Source organism: Kitasatospora sp. NPDC051914 (assembly GCF_040680995.1).
GTDB lineage: Bacteria > Actinomycetota > Actinomycetes > Streptomycetales > Streptomycetaceae > Kitasatospora.
In genome coordinates, this window is the sequence record NZ_JBFAXX010000018.1 from 49,869 (window position 1) to 70,195 (window position 20,327).

Consider the following 20,327-nt stretch of genomic DNA (forward strand, 5'->3'; position numbering starts at 1 on the left):
GCCATGAAAGCCGGTCCTTCCCAGGAAGAGGTCCGCCAGCACAACCTGGGTGCCCTGCTGCGCCTCGTCCACTTCGACGGGCCGACCTCGCGGGCCGTCCTGGCGACCCGGCTCGGCCTCAACCGCAGCACCATCCTGGGCCTGGTCGGCGATCTGACGGCCGCGGGCCTGGTCCGCGAGGAGTTGCCGCAGGAGACCGGCCGGGCCGGGAGGCCCTCGCTGGTCGTCCGGCCGGAGTCCACCCGCGTGCACGTCCTGGCGGTGGACCTGGGCGTGGAGCGCCTGGCGACAGCCCTCATCGGACTCGGCGGCGTGTTCCTGGACCGTCGCGAGTGCCCGTGGCCCGACGGCCACCCGCAGGACCCCGCGCGAGTGGCCGCCATCCTCGCAGGATTCGCCCACGAGATGCTGGCCCGCGCACCGGCCGGCAGCTCGTGCGTCGGCGTCGTCGTGGCGGTACGCGGCATCGTCCGCCACCCCGACGGACTGGTCAGCCTCACCCCCAACATGGGCTGGAAGGGCGTCGACTTCGCCGGTGCGTTCGCCGACCGGCTCGGCCTGGACGTCCCGGTCCTCGTCGCGAACGAGGCCAATCTCGGTGCGCTCGCCGAGCACCGGCGCGGCGTCGGCCGCGGAAGCCAGAACCTCGTCTACCTCCACGGCGAGATCGGCATCGGCGCCGGAGTGATCATCGACGGTGAACTCCTGCGCGGCGAACGCGGATACGCCGGCGAGGTCGGCCACATGACCGTCAACCCGTACCGGGGACGGCCGTGCGGCTGCGGTGCCCGCGGCTGCCTGGAAGCCGAGGCAGGTGAGCGCGCCCTCCTGGAAGCCGCCGGCCGGGACGGCCGCCTCACCGGGGCCGACGCCGTGCGATCGGTGGTGACCGCCGCCGACCGCGGAGACGTCACCGCGAGGGAGGCTCTGCACCTCGTCGGAGACTGGCTCGGCATCGGCATCGCGAACGTCGTCAACCTCTTCGATCCGGACCTGGTCATCCTCGGCGGCACCCTCCGGGACGTCTTCCTCGGATCCGCCGCACAGGTGCGCAGCCGGATCAACACCAATGCCCTTGCCGCGGTACGGGAGAAACTTCGGCTGCGGGTCAGCGAACTCGGCGCTGACACCGTCCTGATCGGCGCCGCGGAACTGGCGTTCTCCGAGGTGCTCACCCGACCGCTGGAGACGCTCACCCGTGTCTCGGAGCAACGCCAGGCCCGCCCCACGACGCCGAGCCCGTCCGTGCCCGGGCCAACTGACGTTTCCTGAACGGTAGTAGACCGGCGGGCCAGGAGCCGCGGGTGGAGCCGGGCGACTCTGGATTGCCGACTCCTGCAACACGCGCCGCAGGCACAGCGAGGCCGACGGACTGCCTCCGGTGGAGTTCGAACGGATCATCAGCGAAGCACGCGCCGGCCGGCATCAGGAGGACCCGGCCGCATGACGAAGGCCTCTACGAAACCAGGGGATTGACATCGATACGAACGCCGGTGCCGGAGAGGTGCATGGACGACGGAATCCGAGCAGTCCGGGCCGGGCGCTCGCCGCGTGCGCTGGCAGTGACCGGCGGACGGCGTGCGGCTGACCGGCCGCGGACTGTCCGTTCGGGAGGTCACCGCAGGGCTGCCGGCCCGGGAGCTGCGGATCCCGCTGCGCCGCTCCTGACCGCCGGCAGGGCCTGTTCGGCCCAGATGGTCTTGCCGCGGGCGGTCTGGCGGCTGCCCCAGCGTTCGGCGACCTGGGCGACGAGCAGCAGTCCGCGTCCGCCCTCGTCGTAGATGCGGGCACGGCGCAGGTGCGGGGCGGTATTGCTGCCGTCGGAGACTTCGCAGATGAGGGCGCCGGCGCGGATCAGCCGCAGTTCGATGGGAGGGGCGCCGTACCGAATGGCGTTGGTGACCAGCTCGCTGACGATCAGCTCGGTGGCGAAGTCGAGCTCGGACAGCCCCCAGGCAGCGAGCTGCTCGCTCGCCGTCCGGCGCACCCCGGCGACGGCCGCCGGGTCCACCGGCAGCTGCCAGCTGCGTACCTGGTGGGCGCCGAGGGTGGCGGTGCGGGCCAGCAGCAGGACGATGTCGTCGGCCGGCGGGTCGGGCCGTACCTTGCGCAGCACTTCCTCGCAGATCTCCTCCAGGCCGGCGGCCGGGCGGCGCAGCGCTTCGCGCAGCAGGTCGAGCCCGGTGTCGAGGTCGCGGTCGGGGGCCTCGATCAGGCCGTCGGTGTAGAAGGCGAGCAGGCTGCCCTCCGTGAGGTCGATCCGGGCGGACTCGAAGGGGAGTCCGCCCAGGCCGAGCGGGGGCCCTGCGGGCAGGTCCACGAGTTCCGCGCTGCCGTCGGGGGTGACCAGGACGGGCGGCGGGTGACCGGCGCGGGCCAGGTCGCACCGGCCGGCGACGGGGTCGTAGACGGCGTAGAGGCAGGTGGCGCCGACCTCTCCGGAGGCCCCGTCCGCATGACCCCGCGCGTCCGGGCCCTCCTCCCGGTCGAGGCGGATGACCAGGTCGTCCAGCCGGGTGAGCAGCTCGTCGGGCGTGAAGTCCACGTCGGCGAGGGTCCGTACGGCGGTGCGCAGGCGGCCCATCGTGGCGGAGGCGTGCACGCCGTGGCCGACGACGTCGCCCACCACCAGTGCGACCCGGCCCCCGGACAGGGCGATGACGTCGAACCAGTCGCCGCCGATCTCGTCCCCCGCACCGGCGGGGATGTACCGGTGGGCGAGGTCCAGGGCCTGCACGCCCGGCAGGCGTTCGGGCAGCAGACTGCGCTGGAGGGTGAGCGCAGTACGGCGCTCGCGGGTGTAGCGGCGGGCGTTGTCGATGCTCAGCGCCGCCCGGGCGGCGATCTCCTCGGCGAGCACCAGATCGTCCTGGCCGAAGGGATCGGCGGTGCGGTGCCGCAGCAGGTGCATCACGCCGAGGGTGACGCCCCGCGCGCGCAGCGGCACCATCATCAGCGAATGGATCTTGAACCGCCGCATGCTCTCGACGCGGGCCGGGGAGGCCGCCAACCACTCGCGCAACCGCGGGTCGCCCACGCTGTAGAGGGCGCCCCGGCCGGTGATCAGCGCCTGGGCCGCCGGGGAGCCGGGAGGGTAGACGTCGGTGTCGCCCACAGCGACCGCCGACTCCGGGCACCCGGGAAGCACCGACCGCTGGGCGGTGCGGCGCATGACGACCGGCACGGTGGGCGGCACCGGTTGCGGCTCGTGCCCCTGGACGACCGACTCCAGCAGGTCGACGGTGGCGTAGTCGGTGAAGCCCGATACCGCCACCTCGGCCAGTTCCTCGGCCGTCCGGGTCACGTCCAGGGAGCCGCCGATGCGCACGCTGGCATCGTTCAGCACCGCCAGGCGGCGCCGGGCCCAGTACTGCTCGGTGATGTCGATCACCAGCGCCGACAGCCCCAGCACCTCGCCCGCCGGGTCCTTCAGCGGGGAGATGAAGATCGACCAGGCGTGGTCGCGGATCTCACCGGAGGCCCGGAACGGCTGCTCCTCACGGAAGATCATCTCACCCGTGCGCAGCACCTGCCGTTGCAGGCGGTCGATCTCGTCCAGCGGCGGGGTGGGATAGATCTCCCACAGGGTCAGGCCCCTCATCTCCTCCTGCGTCAGCCCCATGGCCCGGCTCATCACCTGGTTGCAGGCCACGAACCGGGCCTCCTGGTCGTAGATCGCCACCGGCAGCGGGAGCTGCGCGAGCGTGAGCTCCCACAGTTCCGCCGTCGCCGCCTCGGCGGGCCCGGTGGGGTAGGTCACCGCCGCCGGGGTGACGACCCAGTGGGTCCGGCCGGCCGAGTCCGCCAGCGGCGTGCCCCGCAGCTGGACCGCGACCCGGTCCCCGTCCCGGTTCCGCAGCGACAGATCGCTCGTCCAGGGCTCGCCGGCGGCCAGGTGGCGCCGCAGCGCCGACGGCAGCTTCTCGGCGACCAGCCGGCCGGCCGGCCGGCCCACCACCTCCTCGGGGCGGTACCCGAGCAGCCGCTCGGCCCCGGCGCTCCACACCAGGACTGTTCCGCGGGCGTCGACGACGGCCGCGAAGTCCTCGGGCGCCGCTCCGGCGGCCGCGCCGGGTTCTTCGTCCATGGCGGGTGTCCCGACTCCGTTCCTGCCGTGCCCCGGAATGGCGCTGCGAGACCGATCGGGGCGCTGCTTCCAGCATCCCGCGGCAGGCTGCGCCCGGCGACCCGCGAGGCGGGGGGCGTCCGACCGCCCGGCAGGGGCGGTTCGGACGGCCGCCGGACAACGACCCGGTTCTCACCGTCCAGGCACGACGACACCCGGACGGTGGGCGGGAGTGCGACCCGCACGGCCCGTCGAACCGACCCCGACGCGCTCGGCCCGTCGCACCGGAGAGGCACAGCGGGCCGAGCACGTGGGGCGCTCAGGAGCAGACCACGCCGTTCAGCGTGAACCGCGTCGGCAAGCTGACGTGGCTCTGCTGCACCTGCCCTTCGACTCAGCGGCCGGGCTCGACACCGAAGCCCTCTGCATCGAGGGACAGGTCGCGATCCTGCCGGCCTCGCACCCGCTCGCCAGCCGCTCCCAGGTCCAGATGGCCGACGTCACCACTGCCGGAGCTCCCGATCGCCCGCCGGCCCCGTCCCGGCGGCAGCTGTCCGGAAGGACCGGGTGCAGAGGTACGGAACCCGACACAGCTCTTCCGGCTGATCGCGCTCGGCCGCACCGCCGTGGTCATTCCCGAGTCGGCCGGCGCCGACCTGCGCCGGGACCTCGCCGCCGTGCCGGTCCTGGACGCTGTGCCCGTGACAACGGTGATCGCCTGGCCGCCGCAACAGGAGAGCGGCCACCCAATGACAGCCGCTACGCACCGAGTCACCCATCCGGTAGTGGACCGAATACCCGGCCAAGGCTGCGTGACAAGCCACAGGTGGTTGGCATTAGTCACAAATCCGTTGCCAGGTAGCCAAGTTAGAGGTTGATGGTAACTCGTGGTCAAGGCTTCGCTTGCGTGCCCACCGATATCGGAGTTCCGGCAGGGCTGATCGGTTACGAGTACCAGTCGCTTGGTGAGGCGGCACTCCTGGTCGGGATCGGTGAGATCGGGTTGGTCGCCTCGGGGGCAGCAGCCTGTTCGGACGGCTCGGCGTCGACGAGGCTTCGCGTCGGGTGGTGCACATCCCCAAGACACGGGCCACGACGGCCGGCTTGCTTGCCGGTGCTGGTGCTGGTGCCGGTGCTGCGGCCGGCGGCGACCGGGACCGTCAGGCTGTGGCCGAAGACGCCTCGGACGCTCCCGCGCCGAAATGCCGGCCCGCTGTCGTCTCGATCGAGCCGAGCCCGCCGGGTAATTCGCTCGCGCCGTATGATCCGCGCTTCCTACCATCGTGCTCACCACCAAGCGTTGGCGCTGGGGTGAAAGCGGGGCTGCATCCCCTGCTCTCTCCGGGATGGCGAGGTTCGATTCCTCGGCAACGCACTGGTCCGTAGCTCAGCTGGCAGAGCAGCCGTCTCCAAAGCGGCGTGTCGCAGGTTCGAGTCCTGCCGGGTCAGCCGAAACCGTCAGGCGGTGCTGGTGCTTCCGGTGCGTATGCGACTCGCTAGACTCCGCCTGCTTGGCAACTCCTGTGATGGTCATGGGAGTCGGGCCTGTTTGCATCTGGGGGGAGTTCATGAAACTGCTGCCGTTCGGCAGAAGAGTGCGACACAGACAGGGCAGAGGCGGCGCAATCGCCTCCGGTGCCCTGCTGCTCACCGTCCTGGCCTCGCTGGTCGGCCAGACCGGCCCCGCCCACGCGGCTGCGCCGTCGCCGGCGGCCACCAGCACGCCGCAGCCGGACAGCGCGGCGGCGGCCCCGTCGGCCGGAGCGGCGAGTGCCGCCCCCGCGGACTCGTCGCCGCAGACCGCGCCGAAGACGAAGGCCGTGCCGAAGCTCGACCCCAAGGCCGAGCACGAGGCCGTGGCGCGGGCGCTCCAGCAGACCGATCCAACCGGTCCATGTCCGGCGGCCCTTGACCCGCAGACCGTGGTCAGCTGCTCGATCGACCCGAACCAGACCGTCTCCTTCCCGGTGACGCTCAAGCAGAAGGACCTTGTCCTCGTCCAGGTCAGCTCGACGTCCTACTCGATCCACCCCTCACTGGTGGCTCCGGACGGAACCGCCGTGACCTGCGACAGGCCCGGCGTCAGCTCGAACGGCTGGCTGCGCTGCCCCACTGGCCAGGCCGGCATCCACACCCTGGAAGTGAGGAGCAACGACAGCCTGCGGACCGCCATCGCGGTCTCGTACGTTCCGCTGCTCTCCACGAGCGGCTGCAAGGGTGTCAACGCCGCCGACCGTACCCTCGCGGCCCCGACCGTCTTCCACGGCTCGCTGCCGCTCGGCATGGCGGCCGACTGCTACGACCTGAACATGGCGGCCGGCGAGGTGCTGCGCAGCCACAGCTCCTCGTTCCGGGTCGTCCAGACCGTCTACGACGCGACCGGTGCGAGCCTCTGCAACACGCAGTACGACCAGCGCACCAGCTTCGACTGCACGCTCACCGGCACGGCGCCGTTCCGGCTGACCGTCCAGCCGGTCTTCGGCGGGGCCGAGACCTATGACTACACCGCGGCACGGCTCTCCACCCCGGAGGGATGCGTGACGGTGGAGCCGCAGGCGTACGGCGACTCGCCGGACCTCACGGCCACCGCGCGCTGCCGCACCCTGCGGGTGCCGGCGGCCTCCCACTACTCCTTCAATTCGGCGTCGGCCGTCACGGCCCCCTCCGGCGGGCTGTTCAAGACCGACGGCACTCCGCTGACCGCCGGGGGGTGTGCGACGGGGTCCTGCGACCTCGCCGCCGGCGACTACACCTGGGCGGTCGATCCGGAGGTCGTCGACGCCGGTGCGTTCGGCATGGCCTTCCACTCGGCCACGGAGACCCGCGGCTGCACCGCGACCGCTGACAACGGTCTGGTGTCCGGCGCGGCCAAGGGCACGTTCGGCGGGCCCGGGCAGCAGCTCTGCCTGACTCTGCCGACCGCCGCCGGGAAGGGCCTGTACCTGCTCGACCGGCCGCCGGCCGACGGCACCGGCGTCGCCGTCGAGGTCGACGACGCGAACGGCGCCAAGCAGTGCGACAACGGGGGCCGCTCGTACGCCGTCTGCAAACTGACCGGCACCGCTCCGTTCCGCGCGGTGCTGCGCGGGACGCCGGCCAAGGCCTACCAGCTGGTGATCAACCGGACCGGCGAGGCGGCCGGGTGCGCCACTTGGCCGCAGTCGAAGTTCGGCGGCGCCTGGGGTGCGGAGATCGCGCTGACGGCGGACGTCCAGCAGGCCTGCCTGAGCCTGCCGGCCGACCAGCACTCCACCGCCGAGATGTACGACTACACCAACACCAAGAACCAGGCGTACGCCTCGATTCAGTTCGCCGACGCGGCGGGCAACGCGCCGACCTGCACGAACATCGGCGGTAGCTCCACCGGCAGCTGTGCGTTCACTGCCGGTGTCCCGTACACGGCGATGCTGGTGGGAGCCGGTTGGCAGGCCACGGACACCTACAAGCTGGTGCGCCGCGACCTCTCGCCGACGGCGACCTGCCCGACTCCGTCCTCGATGAAGGTCGGCGGACCGTCCATGCCGTTCGACCTGACCTCGGCGCTGGACTCCCGCTGCATCCGGGTCACCGGCTCTGCCACGGACAGGTTCTGGTTCAGCGCGCGGACCCTCGGCTCGCGCTACGACCCCTCCACACTCCTCATGGTCGTCGACGCCAACGGCAAGTTCGTCTGCACCCAGTGGGGCATCGCCTGTCGGGTCACCGGATCGACCTCCTACGTGGTGATCGTGCTGGCCTCCGGGTACAACGGCAGCACCATCCACACCAATGTGGACACCTGGAAGGTCGGTACGGCGGAAGGCTGGGCGCCGGAGTGCGCGGGGAACAAGATCTCGGTCGACGGCTTCCCGCTGCGCAGCGGGGTGCTGACCGAGTCCTCGACCGCCTATTGCGCCGTGGTCGACATGAAGCCCAACCAGGCCTTCAACGTCGTCGGCACCGCGAGCGCCACCGGTGTGGAGAACCCGTACCTGACTGTGGCCGGAAACACCGACTGGGTGGACCGCAACCTCACGTACCAGTGCAACGGTTCGTACGGCACGTTCGGCGCCCGGTGCCAGGCCACCAGCAGTTCCGTGGCAGGCCAGGCAGTCCTGGTCCTGAGTGCCGCCAAGGTGGCGACGCCGGTCGAGTACAGCATGCAGGGTGTCTGCGACTCCGGCTGCACTCGTCAGGCGGGCCCGCAGCTGGACGGGGTCAGCCCCGCGACCGGCGCCGCCGGCACGCTGACCCAGGCTGTCGTCCACGGCACCGGCCTCACCCTGGGTACCAAGGTGAAGCTGGCCCGCAGCGAGAGCTGGGACGGCAACCAGCCGGTCATGAAGCCGGTCTCGGTCAGCGCCGACGGCACCGAGCTCAACGTGCTGGTCGACACCAACGGTCTGACGGCGGGCATGTACGACGTGGTGCTGGACGGCGTCGGCTACACCCAGGGGACGCCCTCGCCGGGCTACTTCCCGAAGGCGTACACCGTGACGGCCGCGGCGAACCCGGCCAAGAGTCGGCTCGTCCCGATCACGCCGTCGCGGTTCCTGGACACCCGTGAGGGCATCGGTGCCCCGAAGGCGCGGGTCGGCCAGGGCGGTGTGGTGCCGCTGCAGGTGGCAGGTGTGAAGGGCATCCCGGCGACCGGGGTGACCGCGGTGGTGATGAACGTGACCGCGGTGAACCCGACGGGCGCCGGTTACGTCACCGTCTACCCGGACGGCCAGGCGGTGCCGGGGGTCTCGAACCTCAACTTCACGGCCGGCCAGATCGTCCCCAACCTGGTGACCGTGCCGGTCGCCAACGGGAAGGTCGACCTGCGCAACGCCTGGGGTTCGGTCGACCTGGTCGCCGACGTCACCGGCTACTACACCGATGGCAGCACCGGGTCCGCGCTGACCCCGATCACGCCGTCGCGGTTCCTGGACACCCGTGAGGGCATCGGTGCCCCGAAGGCGCGGGTCGGCCAGGGCGGTGTGGTGCCGCTGCAGGTGGCAGGTGTGAAGGGCATCCCGGCGACCGGGGTGACCGCGGTGGTGATGAACGTGACCGCGGTGAACCCGACGGGCGCCGGTTACGTCACCGTCTACCCGGACGGCCAGGCGGTGCCGGGGGTCTCGAACCTCAACTTCACGGCCGGCCAGATCGTCCCCAACCTGGTGGTGGTCCCCGTCGTGAACGGGAAGGTCGACCTGCGCAACGCCTGGGGTTCGGTCGACCTGGTCGCCGACGTCACCGGCTACTACTCGGCCACCGGGTCGACGTACTCAGCCGCCGGCCCGGTCCGGCTTCTGGACACCAGGCGGGGCATCGGGGCCCGGGCCGGCGCGGTCGGCCAGGGCGGCCTGGTCAGCATCCAGTTGTCCGGGGTGGCGGGCGTTCCGGCGACCGGCGTGACCGCCGTCGTGCTGAACGTCACGGTCACCGACCCGACCCAGAGCAGCTACCTGACCGTCTACCCGCACGGAATCGACCGGCCGGGGGTCTCCAACCTCAATTACACGGCCGGCCGGACCGTCCCCAACCTGGTGGTGGTCCCGGTCGTGGACGGCCGGGTGACCTTCGCCAACGCCTGGGGTGACGCCCACGTGATCGCCGACCTGAACGGCTACTTCGCGTCCTGATCCCGATCGGTACCGACTGCCGCGCCGCCCGACCAGGACGGCGCGGCAGCGTGCTTTTCAGGGCTCCGTCACGTTGTCGGATGCTTGATCATCTGATGGCACGCCGGGGCGTGGTGGATCTGGTTCAGGCCGGCGTATCCCCGCATCAGGCAGATCACCGCGTGCTTCCCACCCCCATGCCCTGGCCGACGACCAAGGCCGTCGCTGGTCACGTGTCGGGCGGACAAGGCCTAACTGTTGTTCGTAACTCCGTCACCAGACATCCGACTTGAGAACCACTGGTGACTCACGGTAAGGGCTTTGCCATAATGACAGCCTGTTCGACGGGCTGAGGGCTACCACCAGCGCTTCGGCCTGGTCCACGTCGACTTCGAGACCCAGCGGCGCACCCCCAAGGCCTCCTATGCCTGGTGCCGCGATCTGATTACTGCTCATCGAGCGAGGAAGGAAGCGTAGTTGACATCACGGACCGGCGTGACACGCGCCCAGTTCTGATCCAGCTTCGGCGGGGGCATCGCGAAGCAGTCCCACCGGCCGATCGAATCGTCATCGCCGTAGGAAGCACCGGATCGACCGCTCCGACCGGATCCTCACGACGCCGCTGCGGGTGCGGTACCCCGAACGGGACAGCTTCCAGGCGGGTTCACCGGCGGCTCGACCCCGACGGGCGGTTCGCCGGTGCCTACATCCGTCGCGTTCTGGGAGACGTATGAACACGGCACTGCTGCACGGGCGTTGTCCCGAACTTGAGCGAACCCTGCCGTTCCTCCGACTCGGGGACGGCCCCACTCCGGTGCGAGAACTCACCGGGACCACCCGCAACGACCTGTGGTGCAAGGACGAGAGCGGCTACGGCTCAGGCGGCTGGGGCGGCAACAAGGTCCGCAAGCTGGAGTGGCTCCTGCCCGAGGTGAGACGTCGCGGGGCGCGCACCATCCTGACCGTCGGCGCGACCGGGACGAATTGGGGCCTGGCGGCAACGCTGTACGCACGCGAACTCGGCATCGACACCGTCCTCGCCCTCATCGACCAGCCCGGGAACACGCATGTGTGCGAGCAGCAGCGCAGGTTGCGGTCGTCCGGCGCGACCATCCACTTCACCCGCACCAAGCGGCTGACGATCGCCGCCGCACCGTGGCTGTTCCTGCGACACGCACACCGACTGCGGTTGCCCCACTACCTGCCCGCCGGCGGCTCCGCACCGATCGGCGTGCTCGGCTACGTCGAGGCGGGACTGGAACTCGGGGAGCAGGTGGCCGCGGGCGAACTGCCGGAGCCCCTGCACATCGTCACCGCCGTGGGCTCGGGCGGGACCGCCGCGGGTCTGGCACTGGGCTGCGCACTGGCCGGACTGCGGTCGCAGGTGCTCGGGGTCGTGGTCAACGACACCCTGCCGCTCGCCGCGAGCGATCTGACTCGGCTCGCCGACCGGGCCGCGACTGTGCTGCGCAAGCGCGGAGCGGCATTCGACATTCCACCGCTGCGGCTCGCCTCGACCCGTGCCTACCTGGGCAACGGTTACGGCCACCCCACGCCCGAGGCCGGCGCCGCTGCGAATGTCGCCGCGGCCACCGGACTGCGGCTGGACCCCGTGTACACCGCCAAGGCGTTCGCCGCAGCACTGACTGCCGATCTGGACGGCCCGGTACTGTTCCTGAACACCCACGGCCCGAGGCGGTGAGCGAGCGGATCACTGTCTGTCGGAGGGCTGCCATGATCGGTGAGCAACTCCGGTCGGGCGAAAAAGGGACTGGCCGATGACCCGGGCCCTCGGGTGCCGGGAGGAATCCGGCCGTGGCCGGACGCCGACGGCGCCGGTCCCGGTGGGGGGCATCACCGCGCCGACGGCTCGGGCTGCCTGGCGCTGTCCATCTCCCGCTGGAGGGCCGCCCGGAACCGGCCCGTGCACGAGGTGGTGCCGCCTACCGTCCGCTGAAGGTCGACGAGGGTCTCGACCTTCACGTCGACCGCGATCTGCGTGCCCCGCGTCGGGTTCCTCTCGTGCCCCGCCGGCCGGCAGGCGCGCTCCGCCCTGGCGATCTTCTCGTGCGCTTCCGCCGCGCGCGGGTCGTTGCCGGGGATCGCGTGATCGCCGTACGGGTTCGGCCACCCGGCAATCGGCGGATTTGTCGGGTACCCGCGGTTTCCCGATACCGCATTGTTTCGGCGGCCCCGGGAAGGGAGCGTGACGTGCAGAGGACGGTCCCAGCAGCTTCGGGAGTCACTGATGATCAGTACCGATCCCCTCCGCCGCACCACCCCCGGCCCCGGCCTGCCGGGCCGGACAGCCGGTCCTCCAGCCAGGTCGGCCGCGTGTGTCATGGCCGCGAGCGCCGAATCGGTGCCCGCGCTGCGGCGGTTCGCCGGGGCGATGGCGCAGCGGTGGAACCTGCACGAATCCATGGACGAGGCTCTGGCGCTCGTCGTCACGGAGCTCTCCAGCAACGTGGTGCGGCACAGTGGCAGTCCGGACCTGGCCCTGCTGCTCACCGTGCACGGCCGCACGCTCACCGTGCAGGTCAGGGATGCCGGGCGGTGGCGGCAGCGCCGACCGACGGTTCCACCGCAGGGCTCGGCCTCCCCGCGTCAGCCCGAGGACGGAGAGGCCTGCGACGGTCGTGGCCTCCGGCTGGTCGAGGCGCATGCGGCGAGCCTCCGGGTGTGGTGTTCGACCCTCGGGACTCAGGTGACCGCGAAACTACTCCCGGTGCTGCCCGGGTCGTGACGCCCCACCGGCGCCGTCCCCTACGGCCCCGGTGACATCCTGCCCGGGAGGGCCGGTCGAAGGCTTGCCGCCGAGGCGGATCCAGCGTGAGAGTAGGAGGCAGAGTAGCGAGAAAAGGTGATCGTGTGGCACGGGTCATCGGGCCCGGCGCTGCGGCCCTCGGAGGAACGTTCCCGCTCGTCGGCCGGCAGCGGGAGCTGGGCCTGTTGCTTGCTGCCGCCCGGCACCCGCCGGCCGTGGTTCTGGTCGAGGGCGAGGCCGGGATCGGCAAGTCCCGGCTGGTCCACGAGGCGGCCTCGGTCCTGACCGCCGAAGGTCACCGCGTGCTCACCGGCCACTGCCATCCGCTCCGGGAGCCCTACCCGTACGGCCCGGTCGTGGACGCGCTGCGCAAGGCCGGCCGATTCCTCCCCACGGCCGGCCTGCCCCGGACGGCAGGCGCGCTGGCCCCGCTGCTCCCGGACCTGGCCGACCGGCTGCCCGACCCGCCGCCCCGCCCCGAGGACGCACGCACCCAGCGGCACCAACTGGTACAAGCCGTCGCCTCCTTCCTCGACGCCCTCGGACCGACCCTCCTGGTGGTCGAGGACCTGCACTGGGTCGACGACGCCACCCGCGACCTGCTGCTGCTCCTCGCCCGCGACCAGCCCGAACAGCTCGGTCTGGTCCTCACCTACCGTGCCGAGGACCTGCCGACCGACACCCGCGTGCTCGGCGCCGCCTACCGCCACCCGCCCGGGACCAACGGAGCCCTGCTCCGCCTCACCCCGCTGTCCGAACAGGACGTCCAGGAGCTCGCCACTGCGGCGCTCGGCGCGGACGCCACCCCGGAGCTCTGCGCCCGTCTGTTCGCGCGAAGCGAGGGACTGCCGCTGGTCGCCGAGGAGGATCTGATCACGCTGGCCGAGCACGGCCGGCAGGACGCGACCGGGCCGGACTTCGCCGCGGAACTGGAGCGCGCCGAGATCCCGCAGGGGCTGCGCGACGCCGTCACCGAGAGGCTCGCCTCCCTGTCCACCGCCGCCGCCGCGATCGTCGACGCCGCAGCCGTGCTGGCCGTCCCCGCCACCGAGGCACTGCTCACCCGGCTTGCCGGGCTCGACCCGCAGGAGGGTGCCCGGGCCCTCATCGAGACGCTGCACGCCGCCGTACTCCGAGAGGCGGGCTCGGACCGCTACACCTTCCGCCACGTCCTCGCCCAGCAGGTCGCCTACTGGCGAGTCCCCGGCCCCGAACGCAACCGCCTCCACCGCAGGGCCATTGCGGAACTGGAGACCCGGGTTCCCGCCCCGCTGGTACAGATCGCCCACCACACCCACGCGGTGGGCGACCACGAGGCCTGGCTCCGCCGGGCGGAGGCCGCCGCGGACCAGGCCGTCGCGCTCGGCGACGCGGGCACGGCTGCCACGCTGCTGCACCGGATCCTCCAACAGCCGCGCCTCGCGGACGACCTGCGCTCACGCACCGCCCTGGCGCTCGCCCGGATCGCCGTCAACGGAGTGGACTACACTGCCAATGCCGCCGTGCTCCGACGCATCCTCGCCGATCCGAGGCTTCCCGTCGCCACCCGGGGCGAGATCCGCCTGGCGCTCGGCCTGCTCGTGATCACCCACGCCGGTGATCGGGCTGGATTCCAGGAACTCGAGTGTGCTGTCGACGAATTGGCGACTCGTCCGGAGCGGGCCGCCCGGGCGATGGTCGCGCTGGCCATGAACGAGCAGAACGGGGCCTCCGGCCGGGCACGGGACTGGATCGACCGGGCCGAGCAGACCCTCGTGGAGGACTCCGAGGCGACGCGGGCCATGGTCCGCGCCACCCGGTTGACCCTGGTGGCCAGGAACGGCGACCCGGCCGTCTGGAAGCTGTTGGAGGAGCTGCCCCGGCAGGGCGATGACGTCGCGGTGCTGCGCCAGACCGTCCGGGCGCTCTACAACGTCGGCGAGATCGCCATCGAGCTCGGCCACGACCGCCACGCCGCAGACCTCCTGACGGAAAGTCGGCAGCTGGCGCGGCGCAGCAGTGTCCCGTACCTGGAGTGCTACAGCCGGATCGCCTTGCTGCGCCTGGAGCTGCTGGCCGGCCACTGGGTCGGCCTGGAGGAGCGCCTTGCCGCGCTCAGCACCGAGTACCCGGGCATCGCCATGGCCGGCGTGGAGCAGGCACTGCTCATCGGCCACTTGGCCACCGCCCGCGGTCGGCGTACCAGGGCATCCGAACACCTCACCGCCGCAGCCGAGATGGGGGCACGGGAGTCCCAGGTGACCTCGGCGCTGCGGGCCGCCGCCGGGCTGGCCGGGCTCCGGCTGGCCGAGGGCGCCGCCGAGGACGCCTGGGCGATCGCTGCGCCCGCTGTGGCGAGGCTGCGCCGTGCCGCCGCCTGGGCCCGCGCGACCGGTCTGGTCCCGGTGGCCGTCGAGGCCGCGCTGGCCCGCGGTGACCGCCGGGCCGCCGAACAGCTCGTCGACGACGTCGAGCACGGACTGGTCGGCCGGGACGCGCCCGGCGCGAGTGCCGAACTCGAATCCGTCCGGGGTCTTCTGCTCCAGGAGGCCGAACCGGAGGCCGCCGCCGAGTGCTTCGCGCGAGCCCGTGACAGGTGGCGCGACATCGGCCGCCCGTACGAGACCGCGGGCGCCGCCGCGCGCCGGGGTCGTGCCCTGGCCGGCGTCCGTCCGGAGGACGCCGCCGCCCACCTCGGCGAGGCCGTCGACACCTACACGCGGCTCGGTGCCACCGGCGACGCCGCCCGCTGCCAGCACCTCCTGCGCGAACTCGGTCTCGCCCGGCCTTCCTCACCCGGCCGCCGCGGATACGGGGACCGGCTCTCCCCCCGTGAGCAGCAGGTGGCCGACCTGCTGGTCGTGGGTGCCACCAACCAGGCCATCGCCGAAACGCTGTTCCTCTCGCCGCGCACGGTCGAGGCGCACGTGGCCCACGTGCTCAGGAAGCTGGGTACCACCCGGAAGGCCATTCGGACGCCCGTCGGGGCGGCATCGTCGGCCGACCCCCGAACCGGGTCGAAGGCTTCGCCGTCGGGCCACGACGGGCCACCCGGGTAGGCCTTCCCTCTTCGCCGGCGGCAGAGGCCGGTGATTCCCGGCCGTCGGGCGGGTCACCCGACGGCCGGAAGGTTCCGCGCATCAGGTCACCACTTGATGGCGTTCACCCTGCTGTTGTAGGCATCGGCGGACTGGACGGTGAACCGGACGTTCGAGGCGGGGTCGTAGAAGGTCTGGCCGGGTTGCCAGGCGGCCATGTCCAGCGTGGTGCAACCAGTCGGTGGCGCCGGGGCGTTGGGGTTGGCCACGACCCGGATCGGGCCCTGGCCGGTCGCGACGGAGGTGTCGACCTTGTAGATGAGCACACCGCTCGAGCAGGCGCTGGAGTCGTTGTAGGCCTTCCTCCGGGCCTCGGCGACGTACGCGGTGGTACCGCCGGTCCTCACCACCAGGAGCTTGTAACCGCCGGTGTACTCCACCCCGTTCAAGGTGGCGGTGTTCTGGGTTCCCGACTGGGACACGCAGACCACCTGGTTGTCGCCGATCCAGCCGAACTTCCACGTGAGCCAGCCGAAGTACTGGGGTCCCCAGCCGCTGATCCTGCCCATGAGGTCCCAGCCGCCGGTGTACTGGAACTGATCGCCGCTGTAGGCGTACAGGTCGGGCGCTCCGAAGGAGTGCGCGGTCTCGTGGCCGACTTCCTTATAGCCCCAGTTCCACATGTCCGTACCGAACGTTGCCACCCAGTGGAGTGAGGTGCCCCTGATGACGACCGGGCTGGACGGGCTCCAGGACCAGGCGGAGGAGCGGCTGATCCGGGAGTACGCGGTCGGGACGATGTAGAACATGTCGTACGCGGCCAGGTTGGCGCCGGCGCCCGCGGCGGCCGTCAGCGCGTCGGTCACGTACTGGGTGTGCTGCTGGTAGGTGGGGCTGGGGAAGCCGTAGCTGTTGGAGGTGGACGGCATCCGGACCCACGCGTTCACCGGTGCCTGCATGTTCAGCCAGGTCTTGCCGTACGAGGCGTTCCACATCCAATTGGCCGCCGGGGACAGGACGTTGTAGTAGTCGGCGACGCTGCCGGCGCCGGCCATGTCGGGAAAGTCGACGTACACCACGCCGATGTTCTTGGTGCCGATGGGGTTCTGGAACTGGGTGTAGTCGGTGTTCTGGCCCGCGTTGAGACCGGCTCCCTGCCCCCGGAGCGCGCACGGCGACGTACTGCCGTTGACGGCATGGGCAGACTGGGCGGGCACTGTGGTCAGGGCGAGCAGAGCCAGGAGCAGGGCGGCGAGGAGAACGGGGAGCGGGCGCCGCATCCGGTGGATCGAAAAGCGCATGGCGTGCCTTTTTGTGGGGGAAGTGGGGTGTTCGGGCTTCCGGCCGCCGGCCCCGATCCCGGACAAGCGGCCGACGGTACGGCGGCGCTGGTCATCAGTGGCTCCCGGGACTGCCGGAACGGCTCACGCGCACCCTCCCTTCCCGACGCCACGGGAACAATGCGGAGTCCGAAAAACCGCGAGTACGCGAGAAATTGACGGTCGCACACCGTGATCCCCGCGCGTGATCCGACCGAGTTCGGCTCGCCGCTCTGCCGACGCCCCTGCCCTGACCGCGGGCTGACGGAGGGGCAGCCGGTCTTTCCGTCCCCGCTGGCCCCTCGCGCAGGCGCTCGGGGAGTCCCGTCGGAGCGGCGTGGACGGCGGCGCCCGCGGGACGTGTGGGCCTGCAGAGGATGACAGGGTGTCCGGCGGGCCGAGGACTACCAGCAGCGCTTCGGCCTCGTCCACGTGGACTTCGAGACGCAGAAACGCACCCCGAAGGCCTTGTACGCTTGGTGCCGGGACGTGATCGCCGCCCACCGGGCGAGGCATCGGAGGTAGGCCAGGCGCTCTTCCGGGACGAGGCGAAGCGGATCGGCATCGCCTGCCCCGAAGTGGGTCGGCTTCCGGTCGTCCGCTGTGGCAGGACGGTAGACGGAGATTCCGGCCGGACCGAACGACCACCCGGCAGGTTCGTCCGGCCCCGGGCTCTTCGTCGTTGTGCGGTCCATGCCTGCTTGCAGCGTGTCCTGCGTGGGGCCGAAGTCACTTCGGTCCTGGCTACGGCAGCGGCAGCTCGGTCCACACGGTCTTGCCGTCCCGGGCGTAGCGGGTACCCCAGCGTTCCGTGAGCTGGGCGACCAGGAAGAGACCGCGCCCGCCCTCGTCGGTCATGCGGGCGCGCCGCAGGTGGGGTGAGGTGCTGCTGCCGTCGGAGACCTCGCAGATCAGGACGCGGTCGCGGATCAGCCGCAGGATCACCGGTGCCCCGCCGTAGCGGTAGGCGTTGGTGACCAGCTCGCTGACGGTCAGTTCGGCGATGAAGGCCAGCTCGTCGAGCCCCCACTCCGCCAGCGTGGAGGTGGTCAACCGGCGGGCCCGGGCGGCGGCGGTGGGCTCTGCGGGCAACTCCCAGGAGGCCACGTTCTCCGCCGCCAGCACCCGGGTACGGGCGATGAGCAGCGCGACGTCGTCGTGGGAGAACTTCGGCAGCAGGGCGTCCTCCACCGCCGTGCAGGTCTCCTCGAGGAGCTGGGCGGGCCGGCACAGTGCCTCGCGCAGCCGCTGCAGCCCGGTGTCGAGATCGCGGTCCCGGGCCACGACGAGCCCGTCGGTGTACAGCGCCAGCAGGCTGCCTTCCGCGAGCTGCAGCTCTGCGGCCTCGAAGGGCAGCCCGCCCAGGCCCAGAGGCGGTCCGGCGGGTAGGTCGAGAAGGCTGAAGCGGCCGTCCGGAGTCACCACCGCAGGCGGCAGGTGGCCGGCCCGTGCCAACGTGCACTGCCCGGCGACGGGGTCGTACACCGCGTAGAGGCAGGTCGCGCCGACGATCTGTTGCGATTGCGAACCTCCGTCGGCCATCTCCTGCTCATCGGCGAGGCGGTTCACCAAATCGTCCAGATGGGAGAGGACCTCGTCCGGCGCGAGGTCCAGGTTGGCCAAGGTGTGGACGGCGGCGCGCAGTCGGCCCATGGTGGCTGCGGCGTGCAGGCCGTGGCCGACCACGTCGCCCACGACCAGGGCGACGCGGGCGCCGGAGAGCGGGATCACGTCGAACCAGTCGCCGCCGATGCCCGCGGCCGGATCGGCCGGCAGATAGCGATGGGCGACTTCGACGGCACGGTGCTCGGGCAGTCCGTGGGGCAGCAGACTGCGCTGCAGGGTCAGCGCCGCTCGGTGCTCCTGGGTGAAACGGCGGGCGTTGTCGATGCAGACGGCGGCGCGGGCCGCGAACTCCTCGGCGAGCGTGAGGTCGTCCTCCTCGAACGCTTCGGGCCGCCGGGCCCGCCACAGGCTGACGATGCCCAGGATCAGGCCGCGGGCGATCAGCGGCACCACGATGAGCGAGTGGGCCCCCAGGGCGACAGCACGCCTGGAGCGCTCCGGGTCCTGGAAGTACCAGCCGGGGCTGCTCTCCAGCTCGAATTCGACGACCGGCGACTGCTCGATCAGGCACTTGGCCTGCGGCGTGCGGCGATCGAAGGAGAAGACCTCGCCGACCGGGTACATCACCTTGAGCGCCCCCGGTACGACCGCCTGGACCGCCGCCCTGCGCATCGGCCCGGATGCCTGGACGGGCTCCTCGCCCCGGATCACGGGCTCCAGAAGGTCCACCATGACGGCGTCGGCCAGATCGGGGACCGCGACGTCGGCCAGTTCCCGAGCGGTCTGCGCCACGTCCAGGGTGGTGCCGATCCGGGTACTCGCTCGGTTGAGCAGCGACAGGCGGCGCCGGGCCCGGTGGCGGTCGGTGACGTCCTCCACCGTCTCGGTGACCCCGAGGACCCGGCCCGAGGGGTCCTGCATCCGGAAGGCCGAGATCGCCACCATGCGCTCACGGCCGGGATCCCGCCGGACCCGACAGGGCTGCTCGGTGAAGATCAGCGGCTCGCCCGTCTCCAGGACCCGTCGCAGCCGTTCCTCGACCGTCTCCATGTCGGGACCGATCAGGAAGTCACCTATCCGCCGGCCGCGGTGCTGCTCGACCGGGACCTCGCTGAACCGGGCGATCGCCCTGTTGACCCGCAGGATGCTCAGGTCGGGGGCGTGCACCGCCAGGCCGATCGGGGAGCGCCGGAACAGGCCGTCGAGTACCGATCGGTCCGCCTCCCACTGGGCCACCTCCTCGGCGGGCGCTGCGACCAGGAACCACTCGGAACGTAGGTCGACCCGCGTCACGGTACGTGCCCGGAACCCCAGCTCCACCCTGCGGCCGCTCCGGTGCAGCACCGGCAGCACCCCGTACCAGCCGCGCTCGCGCTCACACTCCGCGACCGCGGTCAGCACGGCGTCCCGATCGGCGGGGTGGACCAGGAACTCGGCGGCCGCGCGACCGAGCGCCTCGCCGGGCCGGTAACCGAGCAGGGCCTCGGCCCGCTCGCTCCAGCCGACGACCCTGCCACGGTCGTCCAGGACCGCCCACGCCGAACGGCTCACTGTGAACGGATCCTCAGGAGCCTCGCCGATCGCGGGCACCGGTACGTCCATATCGCCAGTATCACCGAGGGCGGATCACCCGACTTGCCGAGATCGGCAGCGGCGACCGGACATGCTGCTCCGGGTGGGCATGTCACGACGTGAAGCGCTGCCCGAGGATGCGCGCCGGGGGCGCTGCAGGGCGACGTGTGGGGCATCCGCTGCTGGGAGCAGGAGGCCCGATGGTGCTGACGATGGCGCTACGGGCTGTAGCCGGGCGCAGCAGCCCGACGGATCATGCCGCCGACACGCGTCCATCGCCGGCCACGTGAACAGCCCGGGCGCGAGCAGCGAGGCGACCCGGGTGCGCACGCCGAAGGCGTCGTACGGTTGGTACCACGACCTGATCGCTTCCCGCCGTACGTGGCAGAAACGGTAGTCGGTGGCTGCGTCCGAGGTGGCACAAGAACAGTC

The 20,327-nt window shown here is 71.6% G+C and carries 9 protein-coding genes, 1 tRNA gene and 2 pseudogenes; 9 read left to right on the forward strand and 3 right to left on the reverse strand.

Translation table 11 applies throughout. The features are described from left to right. Positions 1–3 precede the first annotated feature (3 nt). Complete coding sequence (locus AB0M03_RS14220) at positions 4–1,272, forward strand: ROK family protein (RefSeq protein WP_363491684.1); 1,269 nt, start codon at positions 4–6, stop codon at positions 1,270–1,272. A gap of 343 nt (positions 1,273–1,615) precedes the next feature. On the opposite strand, the gene AB0M03_RS14225 is transcribed toward AB0M03_RS14220, so the two are convergent. Next, positions 1,616–4,087 carry a SpoIIE family protein phosphatase gene (locus AB0M03_RS14225; RefSeq protein WP_363491685.1) on the reverse strand — a complete coding sequence of 824 codons (2,472 nt, stop codon included), beginning with the start codon at positions 4,085–4,087 and terminating at the stop codon, positions 1,616–1,618. 334 nt (positions 4,088–4,421) lie between these two features. Between AB0M03_RS14225 and AB0M03_RS14230 the strand changes: the two are divergent. The 7 genes and pseudogenes from AB0M03_RS14230 to AB0M03_RS14260 all read left to right on the forward strand — a co-directional run. Continuing rightward, positions 4,422–4,944 (forward strand): annotated as a pseudogene (locus AB0M03_RS14230) (LysR substrate-binding domain-containing protein); the annotation flags it as partial. Positions 4,945–5,442: 498 nt separating this feature from the next. Next, positions 5,443–5,515: transfer RNA gene (locus tag AB0M03_RS14235), tRNA-Trp, on the forward strand. Positions 5,516–5,661: 146 nt separating this feature from the next. Continuing rightward, positions 5,662–9,675, forward strand: a complete 4,014-nt coding sequence (locus AB0M03_RS14240) for a hypothetical protein (protein ID WP_363491687.1) — start codon at positions 5,662–5,664, stop codon at positions 9,673–9,675. Positions 9,676–10,011: 336 nt separating this feature from the next. Continuing rightward, positions 10,012–10,131 (forward strand): annotated as a pseudogene (locus AB0M03_RS14245) (family 1 glycosylhydrolase); the annotation flags it as partial. Between the two features lie 253 nt (positions 10,132–10,384). Further along, complete coding sequence (locus AB0M03_RS14250; RefSeq protein WP_363491689.1) at positions 10,385–11,356, forward strand: pyridoxal-phosphate dependent enzyme; 972 nt, start codon at positions 10,385–10,387, stop codon at positions 11,354–11,356. A 639-nt stretch (positions 11,357–11,995) separates the two neighbouring features. Next, complete coding sequence (locus AB0M03_RS14255) at positions 11,996–12,400, forward strand: ATP-binding protein (RefSeq protein WP_363491691.1); 405 nt, start codon at positions 11,996–11,998, stop codon at positions 12,398–12,400. A 125-nt stretch (positions 12,401–12,525) separates the two neighbouring features. Then, positions 12,526–15,459 carry an AAA family ATPase gene (locus AB0M03_RS14260; RefSeq protein WP_363491693.1) on the forward strand — a complete coding sequence of 978 codons (2,934 nt, stop codon included), beginning with the start codon at positions 12,526–12,528 and terminating at the stop codon, positions 15,457–15,459. 86 nt (positions 15,460–15,545) lie between these two features. Here AB0M03_RS14260 and AB0M03_RS14265 read toward each other — a convergent pair whose 3' ends face one another. Then, entirely contained in the window at positions 15,546–16,718 is a 1,173-nt protein-coding gene (locus tag AB0M03_RS14265) for a peptidase M6 (RefSeq protein ID WP_363491695.1), read from the reverse strand. Between the two features lie 471 nt (positions 16,719–17,189). Between AB0M03_RS14265 and AB0M03_RS14270 the strand changes: the two genes are divergently transcribed. Continuing rightward, positions 17,190–17,282, forward strand: coding sequence for a hypothetical protein (locus tag AB0M03_RS14270; protein WP_363491697.1), 93 nt, complete (start codon positions 17,190–17,192; stop codon positions 17,280–17,282). Positions 17,283–17,501: 219 nt separating this feature from the next. On the opposite strand, the gene AB0M03_RS14275 is transcribed toward AB0M03_RS14270, so the two are convergent. Next, the gene (locus AB0M03_RS14275) at positions 17,502–19,925 is read right to left on the reverse strand and encodes a SpoIIE family protein phosphatase (RefSeq protein ID WP_363491699.1); all 2,424 of its coding nucleotides are present in this window, start codon (positions 19,923–19,925) and stop codon (positions 17,502–17,504) included. Between the last annotated feature and the right edge of the window lie 402 nt (positions 19,926–20,327).